General features: G+C 61.1%; 15 protein-coding genes. 14 read left to right on the top strand and 1 reads right to left on the bottom strand.

Annotated features, from left to right (window positions below; genetic code table 11):
• The first annotated feature begins 1 nt into the window (after position 1).
• Together U873_RS37070 and U873_RS0113890 are read left to right on the top strand one after the other, a co-directional pair.
• A complete protein-coding gene (locus tag U873_RS37070; RefSeq protein WP_157838084.1) occupies positions 2-151 on the top strand; it encodes a hypothetical protein in 150 nt (49 codons plus the stop codon).
• A gap of 6 nt (positions 152-157) precedes the next feature.
• Positions 158-1,723 carry a PAS domain-containing methyl-accepting chemotaxis protein gene (locus tag U873_RS0113890; RefSeq protein ID WP_025128832.1) on the top strand — a complete coding sequence of 522 codons (1,566 nt, stop codon included), beginning with the start codon at positions 158-160 and terminating at the stop codon, positions 1,721-1,723.
• 168 nt (positions 1,724-1,891) lie between these two features.
• Here the strand turns inward: U873_RS0113890 and U873_RS0113885 are convergent, their stop codons facing one another.
• Positions 1,892-2,587: an alpha/beta family hydrolase gene (locus U873_RS0113885; RefSeq protein ID WP_025128831.1), complete on the bottom strand. Its 696-nt coding sequence runs from the start codon at positions 2,585-2,587 to the stop codon at positions 1,892-1,894.
• Between the two features lie 99 nt (positions 2,588-2,686).
• Here U873_RS0113885 and ccoN (U873_RS0113880) point away from each other — a divergent pair, with 99 nt between their 5' ends.
• The 12 genes from ccoN (U873_RS0113880) (at position 2,687) to U873_RS0113825 (ending at position 12,621) form a co-directional block, all read left to right on the top strand.
• The gene (gene ccoN, locus U873_RS0113880) at positions 2,687-4,111 is read left to right on the top strand and encodes a cytochrome-c oxidase, cbb3-type subunit I (RefSeq protein ID WP_025128830.1); all 1,425 of its coding nucleotides are present in this window, start codon (positions 2,687-2,689) and stop codon (positions 4,109-4,111) included.
• 10 nt (positions 4,112-4,121) lie between these two features.
• The gene (ccoO, locus tag U873_RS0113875; protein ID WP_025128829.1) at positions 4,122-4,730 is read left to right on the top strand and encodes a cytochrome-c oxidase, cbb3-type subunit II; all 609 of its coding nucleotides are present in this window, start codon (positions 4,122-4,124) and stop codon (positions 4,728-4,730) included.
• A 3-nt stretch (positions 4,731-4,733) separates the two neighbouring features.
• On the top strand, positions 4,734-4,964 hold the full coding sequence (locus U873_RS0113870; protein WP_025128828.1) for a cbb3-type cytochrome c oxidase subunit 3: 231 nt from the start codon (positions 4,734-4,736) through the stop codon (positions 4,962-4,964).
• A complete protein-coding gene (ccoP, locus tag U873_RS0113865) occupies positions 4,961-5,908 on the top strand; it encodes a cytochrome-c oxidase, cbb3-type subunit III (RefSeq protein WP_025128827.1) in 948 nt (315 codons plus the stop codon). Before U873_RS0113870 ends, ccoP (U873_RS0113865) begins: the two co-directional genes overlap by 4 nt.
• A gap of 497 nt (positions 5,909-6,405) precedes the next feature.
• The gene (gene ccoN / locus U873_RS0113860) at positions 6,406-7,848 is read left to right on the top strand and encodes a cytochrome-c oxidase, cbb3-type subunit I (protein ID WP_025128826.1); all 1,443 of its coding nucleotides are present in this window, start codon (positions 6,406-6,408) and stop codon (positions 7,846-7,848) included.
• Positions 7,848-8,456 carry a cytochrome-c oxidase, cbb3-type subunit II gene (ccoO, locus tag U873_RS0113855; protein WP_025128825.1) on the top strand — a complete coding sequence of 203 codons (609 nt, stop codon included), beginning with the start codon at positions 7,848-7,850 and terminating at the stop codon, positions 8,454-8,456. The genes ccoN (U873_RS0113860) and ccoO (U873_RS0113855) overlap by 1 nt, the downstream gene beginning before the upstream one ends.
• A gap of 5 nt (positions 8,457-8,461) precedes the next feature.
• Positions 8,462-8,647, top strand: coding sequence for a CcoQ/FixQ family Cbb3-type cytochrome c oxidase assembly chaperone (locus U873_RS0113850; protein WP_025128824.1), 186 nt, complete (start codon positions 8,462-8,464; stop codon positions 8,645-8,647).
• Positions 8,644-9,621, top strand: a complete 978-nt coding sequence (ccoP, locus tag U873_RS0113845) for a cytochrome-c oxidase, cbb3-type subunit III (RefSeq protein WP_025128823.1) — start codon at positions 8,644-8,646, stop codon at positions 9,619-9,621. The genes U873_RS0113850 and ccoP (U873_RS0113845) overlap by 4 nt, the downstream gene beginning before the upstream one ends.
• A 166-nt stretch (positions 9,622-9,787) precedes the next feature.
• Positions 9,788-10,042, top strand: coding sequence for a type II toxin-antitoxin system Phd/YefM family antitoxin (locus U873_RS0113840; RefSeq protein WP_025128822.1), 255 nt, complete (start codon positions 9,788-9,790; stop codon positions 10,040-10,042).
• Positions 10,042-10,452, top strand: a complete 411-nt coding sequence (locus U873_RS0113835; protein ID WP_025128821.1) for a type II toxin-antitoxin system VapC family toxin — start codon at positions 10,042-10,044, stop codon at positions 10,450-10,452. The genes U873_RS0113840 and U873_RS0113835 overlap by 1 nt, the downstream gene beginning before the upstream one ends.
• Before the next feature lie 204 nt (positions 10,453-10,656).
• Positions 10,657-12,072 (top strand): cytochrome c oxidase accessory protein CcoG, encoded by a 1,416-nt coding sequence (gene ccoG, locus U873_RS0113830; protein WP_025128820.1) that lies wholly within the window; start codon positions 10,657-10,659, stop codon positions 12,070-12,072.
• Positions 12,073-12,084: 12 nt separating this feature from the next.
• Positions 12,085-12,621 carry a FixH family protein gene (locus U873_RS0113825; protein WP_025128819.1) on the top strand — a complete coding sequence of 179 codons (537 nt, stop codon included), beginning with the start codon at positions 12,085-12,087 and terminating at the stop codon, positions 12,619-12,621.
• Positions 12,622-12,721 lie beyond the last annotated feature (100 nt).

Below are 12,721 nucleotides of genomic sequence, written 5' to 3'. Positions count from 1 at the left end.
AATGATCAACCTCTTGTCGACAGCGGAAAACTCCGGGCAACGGATTTTGCAAACGACATATTCTGCCAATGAGACCCAGCGCCGATTATTGAAAAATAATTTCAATAATCGGCTGACACGGCCGACACCCTATCAAAGCCTTGCGGATTGAAAAAACATGCGTAACAACCAGCCTGTCACTCAGCGCGAACGTACCTTCCCGGCTCAACAGCGGTTGATTTCCACCACCGACGCAAAAGGCGTGATCACCTATTGCAACGATGCCTTTGTCGAGATCAGTGGGTTCTCCCGCGAGGAACTGGTTCGCGCACCTCACAACCTGGTCCGCCACCCTGACGTACCAGCGGCGGTATTCGCGCACATGTGGAGCACCCTGAAACAAGGCTTGCCATGGATGGGCATCGTCAAGAACCGTTGCAAGACCGGCGACCACTATTGGGTCAACGCCTACGTGACACCCGTGTTCGAAGGCAACCAGGTGGTGGGCTACGAGTCGGTGCGGGTCAAGCCCACGGCCGAACAGGTGCGCCGCGCCGAAGCCCTCTATCAACGCATCAACCAGGGCAAGTCGGCCATTCCCAAGCGTGACAAGTGGTTGCCGATTCTCCAGGACTGGCTGCCGTTCATCCTGGTCAGCCAACTGAGCTTCATGATCGGCGCCTGGCTCAACTCCCACTGGGGCTTCGCCCTGGCCGCCGCCCTCTCGGTGCCGCTGGGCCTGTTGGGCCTGAGCTGGCAGCAACGAGGCCTCAAGCGCCTGCTGCGCCTGGCCGAACAGACCACCTCTGACCCGCTGATCGCGCAGATGTACACCGACAGCCGCGGAGCCCAGGCCCGCCTGGAGATGTCGATCCTGAGCCAGGAAGCCCGCCTGAAGACCTGCCTGACCCGCCTGCAGGACACGGCCGAGCACCTTAACGAACAGGCCCGTCAGTCCGACACCCTGGCCCACAACAGCTCCAGCGGGCTGGAGCGCCAGCGGGTCGAGACCGAACAGGTGGCCACCGCAGTCAACCAGATGGCTGCCACCACCCAGGAAGTGGCCAGCCACGTCCAGCGCACTGCCGACGCCACCCAGGAAGCCAATCGCCTGACCGGCCGCGGTCGCGACATCGCCGGGGAAACCCGTGAAGCCATCCAGCGCCTGTCTGTGGTGGTGGGTGAAACCGGCCTGACGGTGACTCAGCTGGCCAAGGACAGCGACGAGATCGGTGGCGTGGTCGATGTAATCAAGGGCATCGCCGACCAGACCAACCTGTTGGCCCTGAACGCAGCCATCGAAGCGGCCCGTGCCGGGGAAATGGGTCGCGGCTTTGCCGTGGTGGCCGACGAAGTACGCCAACTGGCGCAACGCACCAGCGAATCCACCGGGCAGATCCACACCCTGATCGCCAAGCTGCAGCAAACCGCTGCCACCGCGGTACAGACCATGGACGCCGGTCACCGCCAGGCCGAGGAAGGCGTGGCCCGGGTGCTGGAAGCCGACCAGGCGCTGGTGGGGATCAGCGAAGCGGTGGCCAACATCACCGACATGACCACCCAGATCGCTGCTGCGACCGAAGAGCAAAGCTCGGTCGCCGAAGAGATCAGCCGCAACATCAGCACCATCGCGCAACTGGCGGATCAGACTTCGGAGCAGGCCCAGCATTCGGCCGAGCTCAGCGAAGCCCTGACCCGCACCGCCCACACCCAGTACTCGCTGGTGGAGCGTTTCAACCGCTGAGCCCCTGGCCTGGCGACAAAAAAAACCGCAAGCCTTGGCTTGCGGTTTTTTTATGCCCGCCCATCTGCCCAACGACTGAAGGAGCGAACTGGCTCGCGATAAATCTTCACCGCGATCCCCATTCGAGGGTCGGGTGAATGCTTCGCGAGCAGGCTCGCTGCTACAGGATCAGCTCAGCGCGTGCAGGAAAGCGGCAACCTTGACCGCCGCAGATTCCAGGTGCTGCTCATGGCTGAAACCCGAGGCCTTCAGGGGCTTGAGATCGTGATCAGCAGCCGTCAGCCAGTACAACTCGATACTCGGCGCCAAGGTGTAGGCTTCGACCGCCTGGCGATTGCCCAGGGCGTCGCGCTCGCCCTGCACGATCAGGGTCGGACAGGCCAGATCGGCCAAGTGTGCGACCCGGGGTTTCTCCGGCTTGCCCGCCGCATAGAAGGGATAACCCAGGCACACCAGGCCATCGGCCTGCAGTTCATCCGCCAGAAGGCTGGCCATGCGTCCGCCCATGGACTTGCCGCCCACCGCCAACACCCCAGTGACATAAGGTCGCACCAGGGCATGCACCTCGCGCCAGCATTCCAGGAGCCTGGGGGCCGGGTTTGGCGGACGTTTGCCGCCGTCCAGGCGCCGCTGCGCCATGTAGGGAAACTCGAAGCGCAAGACGTTCACCCCATGCCCGGCAAGGCGTACAGCGATGTCGCTCATGAACCCGCTGTCCATCGGTGCACCGGCACCGTGAGCCAGGATCAGCGTCGGTGCCGACTGCGCCTCGACGCCCCGCGCGACCTCCCACAACCAGCCCCGTTCCCGCACGCACTGCGCCCATTGATCCCCGTCAATACTGGCCTTGTGCTCATTGCTCATGCTTGCCTCGCTTTTAGTCTGCCTATAACTCCAGAAGAAGTGAGCGCGCCTTGCCGTGCGCAGTCGCTTTCACTTCAGCTGAACCGTGGATGGGGAACCATGAACACTTCTATCAGTACCGCCTACAACTACAAGGTGGTCCGCCAATTCGCCATTATGACGGTGGTGTGGGGCATCGTCGGCATGGGGCTCGGGGTTTTTCTCGCTGCCCAATTGGTTTGGCCCGAACTCAACTTCGATTTGCCGTGGACCAGCTTCGGCCGTCTGCGTCCACTGCACACCAACGCAGTGATCTTCGCCTTCGGTGGCTGCGCGCTGTTTGCCAGCTCCTTCTACTCCGTGCAACGCACCTGCCAGACCCAACTGTTCGCGCCGAAAATCGCCGCGTTCTGCTTCTGGGGCTGGCAGCTGGTGATCCTGCTGGCGGCCATCAGCCTGCCACTGGGCTACACCAGCTCCAAGGAATACGCCGAGCTGGAATGGCCGATCGATATCCTGATCACCATCGTCTGGGTCGCCTACGCCATCGTGTTCTTCGGCACGCTGATGAAGCGCAAGACCAAGCACATCTACGTGGGCAACTGGTTCTTCGGTGCTTTCATCATCACCGTGGCCATCCTGCACATCGTCAACAACCTGGAACTGCCGGTCAGCCTGACCAAGTCCTACTCGGTGTATGCCGGCGCAACCGATGCCATGGTGCAATGGTGGTACGGCCACAACGCCGTGGGCTTCTTCCTGACCGCGGGCTTCCTGGGGATGATGTACTACTTCGTACCCAAGCAGGCCGAGCGTCCGGTGTATTCCTATCGCCTGTCGATCGTGCACTTCTGGGCACTGATCACCCTGTACATCTGGGCCGGTCCGCACCACCTGCACTACACCGCGCTGCCGGACTGGGCACAGTCCCTGGGCATGGTGATGTCGCTGGTACTGCTGGCTCCGAGCTGGGGCGGCATGATCAACGGCATGATGACCCTCTCGGGCGCCTGGCATAAGCTGCGCAGCGACCCGATCCTGCGGTTCCTGGTGGTGTCCCTGGCGTTCTACGGCATGTCGACCTTCGAAGGTCCGATGATGGCGATCAAGACCGTCAACGCCCTCTCCCACTACACCGACTGGACCATCGGCCACGTACACGCCGGCGCTCTGGGCTGGGTAGCGATGATCTCCATCGGCGCCCTGTATCACCTGATCCCGAAAGTCTTCGGCCGCGAGCAGATGTACAGCATCGGCCTGATCAACACCCACTTCTGGCTGGCCACCATCGGCACCGTGCTCTACATCGCCTCGATGTGGGTCAACGGCATTGCCCAGGGCCTGATGTGGCGTGCGATCAACGAAGACGGCACCCTCACCTACTCCTTCGTCGAAACCCTGGTGGCCAGCCACCCAGGCTTCATCGTGCGACTGGTCGGTGGTGCGATCTTCCTCAGCGGCATGTTCCTGATGGCTTACAACACCTGGCGCACCGTACGTGCCGCAGTGCCAGCCGAAGTCAACGCCGCTGCGCAGATGGCCTGAGGAGTCCGCCATGAAACACGAAACGATTGAAAAAAACGTCGGCCTGCTGATGCTGCTGATGGTCTTCGCGGTGAGCATCGGCGGTCTGACCCAGATCGTCCCGCTGTTCTTCCAGGACGTCACCAACAAGCCGGTGGAAGGCATGAAGCCCTACACCGCCCTGCAACTGGAAGGCCGCGACATCTACATCCGCGAAGGCTGCGTACAGTGCCACTCGCAGATGATCCGTCCGTTCCGCGCCGAGACCGAGCGCTATGGCCACTACTCGGTGGCCGGTGAAAGCGTCTGGGATCACCCGTTCCTGTGGGGCTCCAAGCGTACCGGTCCGGACCTGGCCCGAGTCGGCGCCCGCTACTCCGATGACTGGCACCGCGCGCACTTGTACAACCCGCGCAACGTGGTGCCCGAGTCGAAGATGCCGGCCTATCCGTGGCTGGTGACCGCACCGGTGGACAGCAGCCATACCGAAACCAAGCTCAAGGTCATGCGCACCCTCGGCGTGCCTTACACCGACGATGACATTGCCGGCGCCACCGCTTCACTCAAGGGCAAGACCGAGATGGATGCCCTGGTGGCCTACCTGCAAGTGCTTGGCACTGCCATCAAGAGCAAGAGGTGAGCCATGGGTTTTGAACTCGATAGCGGCATGATTCGCGGGCTCGGGACCCTGGTGGTGATGATCGCCTTCATCGGCCTGTCGATCTGGGTGTTCAACTCAAAGCGCAATCCCGAGTTTGCCCAGGCACGCCTGCTGCCCTTCGCCGACGACCCGATGCCGGGCACGGCACCGGCCGGCAACACAATTGATGACGCTCAACCTCAAGAGCCTGCAACAAGGAGCATTCGGCCATGACCACCTTCTGGAGTACGTGGATCTGCGTACTGACCATCGGCAGCCTGATCGGCCTGACCTGGCTGCTGGTCGGCACCCGCAAGGGTGAAACCAAGGGCAGCGTGGACCAGACCATGGGCCACGCCTTCGATGGCATCGAGGAGTACGACAACCCCCTGCCGCAATGGTGGTTCCTGCTGTTCGCCGGCACCCTGGTGTTTTCCGTTGGCTACCTGATCCTCTATCCGGGCCTGGGTAACTGGAAAGGCATCCTGCCGGGCTATGAAGACGGCTGGACCCAGACCAAGGAATGGGAAAAGGAAATGGCCAAGGCCGACGTCAAGTTTGGGCCGATCTTCGCCAAATTTGCCGCCATGCCCGTGGAAGAGGTGGCCAAGGACCCACAAGCGTTGAAGATGGGCGGTCGCCTGTTCGCCTCCAACTGCTCGGTGTGTCACGGTTCCGACGCCAAGGGTGCCTATGGCTTCCCCAACCTGGCTGACAACATCTGGCGCTGGGGCGGCAGTGCCGACACCATCAAGGCCAGCATCATGGGCGGTCGCCATGCTGCCATGCCCGCCTGGGGCGAAGTGCTCAAGGAAGATGGGGTGAAGAACGTCGCGGCTTATGTTCGCCACGAACTGGCTGGCCTGCCCCTGCCTGCGGACAGCGATGCTGACCTGCAAGCCGGACATCAAGCATTCAGCACCACCTGCGTAGCCTGCCACGGCGCCAACGGCAAGGGCACCGAGATCATGGGCGCGCCTGACCTGACCCAGCCGGCCGGCTTCATCTACGGCACCAGCCTGGCGCAACTGCAGCAGACCATTCGCCATGGTCGCCAGGGCCAGATGCCAGCGCAGAGCGACCTGCTCGGCAATGACAAGGTGCAACTGCTGGCCGCTTACGTGTACAGCCTGTCGCACAACAACAGCGACAGACAGCAAGCTGAGAGCGACAAGTAAGAAACCCACGCCAGGCTGCAAGTCCTTCAACTTGCAGCCTGGCGCTTGAAGCTTGCCCCTGCCCCTTTGCGACCAAGTGTCGCACCCCTCTCCCCCCCTTCCTTTGCACTGATCCGAATCAGGTCTAAGCTTGCCCCGAAGTGGTCCGGCAACAGCCGGCTACAGGCCAGGGGTATCCGTGAGGTTCACAGCTTCAGCTCGATGACAGGCCGCAAAGGCTGGTTTATACCGGCTGTCGACTCGCTTACCGCCTGTCAGCCGATCCAAGAGCGTCCACCTGCCCGGTTGCAAGCAACCTGAAAGCCCGACTTTCCTGTCCACTGCGACAGCTTGTCCGAGGGCATTTTTTTGTCCCTACTCGGCATAGGGAAAGGCCGCAGAATCAGGCATGGAACGCATTGACCCAGGTCATGGCGCGTTGCAATGACCCCCTGCTTTCTCCATACTTGCGGCCGATTTTTATCCCTAATAAAACACCCAAACCGTGGAACCTTAGAATGAGCACAGCAATCAGTCCGACTGCTTATAACTATAAGGTAGTCCGCCAGTTCGCCATCATGACGGTGGTCTGGGGGATCCTTGGCATGGGGCTCGGTGTCTTCATCGCCTCGCAACTGGTCTGGCCGGAGTTGAACTTCGGTCTGCCATGGACGACCTTTGGACGCCTGCGCCCGCTGCACACCAACCTGGTGATCTTCGCCTTCGGTGGATGTGCATTGTTTGCCACCTCTTACTATGTCGTGCAGCGAACCTGCCAGACGCGACTGATTTCCGACAGCCTCGCGGCCTTCACCTTCTGGGGTTGGCAAGCGGTGATCGTCGGCGCGATCGTGACCCTGCCACTGGGTTACACCACCACCAAGGAATACGCCGAACTGGAATGGCCTCTGGCTATCCTGCTGGCGATCGTCTGGGTCACCTATGGCCTGGTGTTCTTTGGCACCATCACCAAGCGCAAGACCAAGCACATCTACGTGGGCAACTGGTTCTACGGTGCCTTCATCGTGGTCACCGCGATGCTGCATATCGTCAACCACGCATCCCTGCCGGTCAGCTTCTTCAAGTCCTACTCGGCCTATGCCGGGGCGACTGACGCGATGATCCAGTGGTGGTACGGCCACAACGCCGTGGGCTTCTTCCTGACCACCGGCTTCCTGGGGATGATGTACTACTTCGTACCCAAGCAGGCCGAACGCCCGATCTACTCCTATCGCCTGTCGATCGTGCACTTCTGGGCACTGATCACCCTGTACATCTGGGCCGGCCCGCACCACCTGCACTACACCGCGCTGCCGGACTGGGCACAGTCCCTGGGCATGGCCATGTCGATCATCCTGCTGGCGCCAAGCTGGGGCGGCATGATCAACGGCATGATGACCCTGTCGGGCGCCTGGCATAAGCTGCGCACCGACCCGATCCTGCGGTTCCTGGTGGTATCCCTGGCGTTCTACGGCATGTCGACCTTCGAAGGTCCGATGATGGCGATCAAGACCGTCAACTCGCTTTCCCACTACACCGACTGGACCATCGGCCACGTACACGCCGGCGCTCTGGGCTGGGTAGCGATGATCTCCATCGGCGCCCTGTATCACCTGATCCCGAAAGTCTTCGGTCGTCAGCAGATGCACAGCATCGCCCTGATCAACACCCACTTCTGGCTGGCCACTATCGGCACCGTGCTCTACATCGCCTCGATGTGGGTCAACGGCATCACCCAGGGCCTGATGTGGCGTGCTATCAACGATGACGGCACCCTCACCTACTCCTTCGTCGAAGCGCTGCAAGCCAGCCACCCGGGCTTTATCGTCCGCGCCGTGGGCGGTGCATTCTTTGCCGCCGGCATGCTGTTCATGGCCTACAACGTGTTCCGTACCGTTCGCGCCTCGAACCCGGCTGAAGCTGAAGCCGCCGCTCAGATCGCTGTAGTTGGAGCTCACTGATGAAGCACGAAGTAGTCGAGAAGAATATTGGCCTGCTGGCCTTCTTCATGGTCATCGCCGTCAGCATCGGCGGCCTGACCCAGATCGTCCCGCTGTTCTTCCAGGACGTCACCAACAAGCCGGTAGAAGGCATGAAGCCACGCTCCGCGCTGGAACTGGAAGGTCGTGACATCTACATCGCCAACGGCTGCGTACAGTGCCACTCGCAGATGATTCGTCCGTTCCGTGCGGAAACCGAACGTTATGGCCACTACTCGGTAGCCGGTGAAAGCGTCTGGGACCACCCGTTCCTGTGGGGCTCCAAGCGTACCGGTCCGGACCTGGCCCGCGTGGGTGGTCGTTACTCTGATGACTGGCAGCGTGCGCACTTGTACAACCCGCGCAACGTTGTTCCCGAGTCGAAAATGCCGGCTTACCCGTTCCTCGTAGAAAACAAGCTCGACGGCAAAGACACCGCGAAGAAAATGGAAGTCTTGCGCACGCTCGGCGTCCCTTATACCGACGAAGACATCGCCGGTGCCAAGGATGCGGTGAAGGGCAAAACCGAAATGGACGCGCTGGTGGCCTATCTGCAAGGCCTGGGCACCATCATCAAAAGCAAACGGTGATCTAGATGGATATCGGGATGATTCGTGGCCTGGGCACCCTTGTTGTGATGGTGGCCTTTGTCGGCTTGGCGCTCTGGGTGTTCAGCCCCAAGCGCAAGTCCGAGTTTGAAGACGCGACCTTGCTGCCGTTCGCGGATGATCCCGACGCCATCAAGCACGTCGAGCAAGCTTCTAGGAGTAACAAAGAATGACTACGTTCTGGAGTCTGTACGTCACAGTCCTCAGTCTGGGTACCATCTTCGCCCTGACCTGGCTGCTGCTGTCGACCCGCAAGGGCCAGCGCACCGAGCAGACCGACGAGACGGTTGGCCACTCCTTCGACGGGATCGAAGAGTACGACAACCCACTGCCGAAATGGTGGTTCATGCTGTTCGTCGGCACCATCGTCTTCGCCCTGGGCTACCTGGTGCTGTACCCGGGCCTGGGCAACTGGAAAGGCGTCCTGCCGGGCTACAACTACCTCGACAACGAGAAGCAGACCCCGTTCGCCAATGGCCAGTCCGGCTGGACCGGCGTGCACGAATGGGAAAAGGAAATGGCCAAGTCGGACGCCAAGTTCGGTCCGATCTTCGCCAAGTACGCTGCCATGCCTATCGAAGAAGTGGCCAAGGACCCGCAAGCCCTGAAAATGGGTGGTCGCCTGTTCGCCTCCAACTGCTCGGTCTGCCACGGCTCCGACGCCAAGGGCGCTTACGGCTTCCCCAACCTGACCGACGCCGACTGGCGCTGGGGCGGCGAGCCGGAAACCATCAAGGCCACCATCATGGGCGGTCGTCATGCCGTGATGCCTGGCTGGCTGGACAGCCTGAAAGAACAAGGCGTGAGTGATGTCGCAGCTTACGTACTGACCAACCTCGATGGGCGCAAGCTGCCGGAAGGCATCAAGGCCGATCCGGTCAATGGCCAGAAGATCTTCGCCACCACCTGTGCGGTCTGCCATGGTCCGGAAGGCAAGGGCACCCCAGCCATGGGCGCACCCAACCTGACCCACCCGGCCGCGTTCATCTACGGTTCGAGCTTTGCGCAACTGCAGCAGACCATTCGTTACGGCCGTCAGGGCGTGATGCCTGCCCAGGAACAACTGCAAGGCAATGACAAGGTCCACCTGCTGGCGGCTTATGTCTACAGCCTGTCCCACGGTGACAAACAGGCCGACGCCGAGTAACGGCAACGCTTGAAAGCAACACCCGACGGCCCCGCCAATGAAAATTGACGGGGCCGTTTTTATTGTCTGCTACCTGCCGTGTATCGCCTCGCCCTGCCGAGAGATTGCCCGCCCAGCCACCGAGTAGTAACGTTTCTACATTATGTTTTCCAAGCGGGGCCCGATCATGACCATCACCACCCTTTCCAGTCGCGAGTTCAACCAGGACACAAGCGGTGCCAAAAAAGCCGCGAAAAGTGGCCCGGTAATCATCACCGACCGTGGCAAGCCGGCCCATGTACTGCTAAGCATTGAGGAGTACCAGAAACTCAGCGGCCTCACTCTCAGCATCGTCGAGATGCTGGCAATGCCAGGGGCTGCAGACATCGAATTGACGACGGAGCGCGCAGTGATCACTCCACGTGAAACAGATTTGTCCTGATGTTCCTGCTCGATACCAACGTCATCTCCGAGCTGCGCAAGCCCAAGGCCAATCGCGGAGTCAAGGCCTGGGCACATGGCATTGCGCCCACCAGCCTGTTTCTCTCGGCCATCACGGTGCTGGAGCTGGAAACCGGAATCCTGCGGGTGGAGCGACGCGACCCTGACCAGGGCGCGTTGCTGCGCACCTGGCTGGAGCGTCGAGTGCTTCCGACCTTCAGCGGACGCATCCTGGCCATTGATAGCGCGGTAGCACTGCGCTGCGCTCAACTCCATGTACCAGACCGCAGCAATGAGTGTGATGCGCTGATTGCCGCAACCGCCCTGGTCCACAACTTGACCGTGGTCACCCGCAACGTGGCGGACTTCGAGGCCTGCGGCGTGCGCTTGCTCAACCCGTGGAAGAATTGAACGGTAGGAAGTGCAAAACGGTCCATAATTCACAAGTCAATTGATTCAAGTCATTACACCATCGGTTGATTTCCCCCAACGCGACCAAAGGTCGCACCCTTGCGCTAGAGCTACAGGCGTATCATTGCGCCACTGCAACACCCCTTTTGACCGCGGTCGGCACGTACTGACCGAGGCATTTTTCCACTGCCGTGGGATGCAATGATGAGCAATCAGATTCCTGTACAAAACATTACCCCGCCTGCCAAAAACGCGAATAACAGCGTCGACCTCTACGCCCCCAGGGAAAAAATCTACACCCGCGCCTTCACTGGCCTGTTTCGCAACCTGCGCATGCTCGGCGGCGCCGGCCTGTTCCTCCTGTACTTCGGCACCGTCTGGCTCAACTGGGGTGGCCACCAGGCCGTCTGGTGGAACCTGCCGGAGCGCAAGTTCTTCATCTTCGGCGCCACCTTCTGGCCCCAGGATTTCATCCTGCTGTCCGGCCTGCTGATCATCGCCGCCTTTGGCCTGTTCTTCATCACCGTCTATGCCGGTCGTGTCTGGTGCGGCTACACCTGCCCGCAGAGCGTCTGGACCTGGATCTTCATGTGGTGCGAAAAGGTCACCGAAGGCGACCGCAACCAGCGCATCAAGCTGGACAAGGCGCCCATGAGCGCCAACAAGTTCCTGCGTAAACTCAGCAAGCACAGCCTCTGGCTGGCGATCGGCTTCGTCACCGGCATGACCTTCGTCGGCTACTTCTCGCCGATCCGCGAGCTGGTGATCGACTTCTTCACCGGCCAGGCCGATGGCTGGTCGTACTTCTGGGTGGGTTTCTTCACCCTGGCCACCTACGGCAACGCCGGCTGGCTGCGCGAACAGGTGTGCATCTACATGTGCCCCTATGCGCGCTTCCAGAGCGTGATGTTCGACAAGGACACCCTGATCGTCTCCTACGATCCGCGGCGCGGGGAAATCCGCGGCCCGCGCAAGAAAGGCGCCGACTACAAGGCCCAGGGCCTGGGCGACTGCATCGACTGCACCATGTGCGTCCAGGTCTGCCCCACCGGCATCGACATCCGCGACGGCCTGCAGATCGAGTGCATTGGCTGCGCCGCCTGCATCGACGCCTGCGACAGCATCATGGACAAGATGGATTACCCTCGCGGCCTCATCAGCTACACCACCGAACACAACCTGTCCGGACAGAAAACCCATAAACTGCGTCCACGCCTGATCGGCTATGCCCTGGTGCTGCTGGCCATGATCAGCCTGCTGGTCACCGCGTTCTTCATGCGCTCGCTGGTGGGCTTCGACGTCAGCAAGGACCGCGTGCTGTACCGCGAGAACGCCGAGGGCCGGATCGAGAACGTCTACAGTCTGAAGATCATGAACAAGGACCAGCGCGATCACACCTACGTGCTCGATGCTGCGGGCCTGCCGGACTTGAAGCTGCAGGGCAAGCGCGAGATCCACGTGGTCGCCGGCGATATCGTCAGCATGCCGGTGGAACTGTCGATCGCTCCGGAACAACTGCCGTCGTCCACCAACGAGGTGAAGTTCATCCTCAAGGATGCCGACGATGACAGCGTCCACGTTGAAGCCAAGAGCCGGTTCATCGGCCCACAAATTCGTTAAAGAGAAGTGAACATGCCCACAGCCATCTCCTCCAGCCCCTGGTACAAGCACCTCTGGCCCTGGATCATCATCGGCATCCTCGCCTGCTCGGTGACCCTGACGCTGTCCATGGTGACCATTGCCGTGAACAACCCGGACAACCTGGTCAACGACAACTACTACGAGGCCGGCAAGGGCATCAACCGCTCCCTGGACCGCGAGCTGCTGGCCCAGACCCTGAAAATGCGCGCCAGCGTGCACCTCGATGAGTTGACTGGCGAAGTCGAGTTGCGCCTGAGCGGTGACAGCCAGCCCAAGACCCTGGAACTGAACCTGATCTCGCCGACCCAGCCGGAGAAGGACCGCAAGATCAGCCTGGCCCGCAGCGAAACCGAACAAGGCCGCTACATTGGCCAGTTGACCGATCAAGTCGAGGGCCGGCGCTTCGTCGAACTGCTGGGAGTCGAAGGCGACAAGACCTGGCGCATGTTCGAAGAAGAACAAGTCAGCCACGACAAGGACCTGCTACTGGGCGACGAGCCGCTGCAAGGCGCGGAAGACCTGAACTGATCAACACCTGTCGTACATCGCCGGCCCGCCGCTTGCTCCCTTGCCGGGATGGAAGCCGACGGGCCGGCGTTGAGTTTTTCCCCGACCACAAAGACCGCCG

Origin of the sequence: Pseudomonas sp. PH1b (genome assembly GCF_000633395.1) — a bacterium.
Classification (GTDB): domain Bacteria; phylum Pseudomonadota; class Gammaproteobacteria; order Pseudomonadales; family Pseudomonadaceae; genus Aquipseudomonas.
The sequence above is the reverse complement of the archived record's forward strand: the minus strand, read 5'-3'. Positions and strand labels throughout refer to the sequence as shown.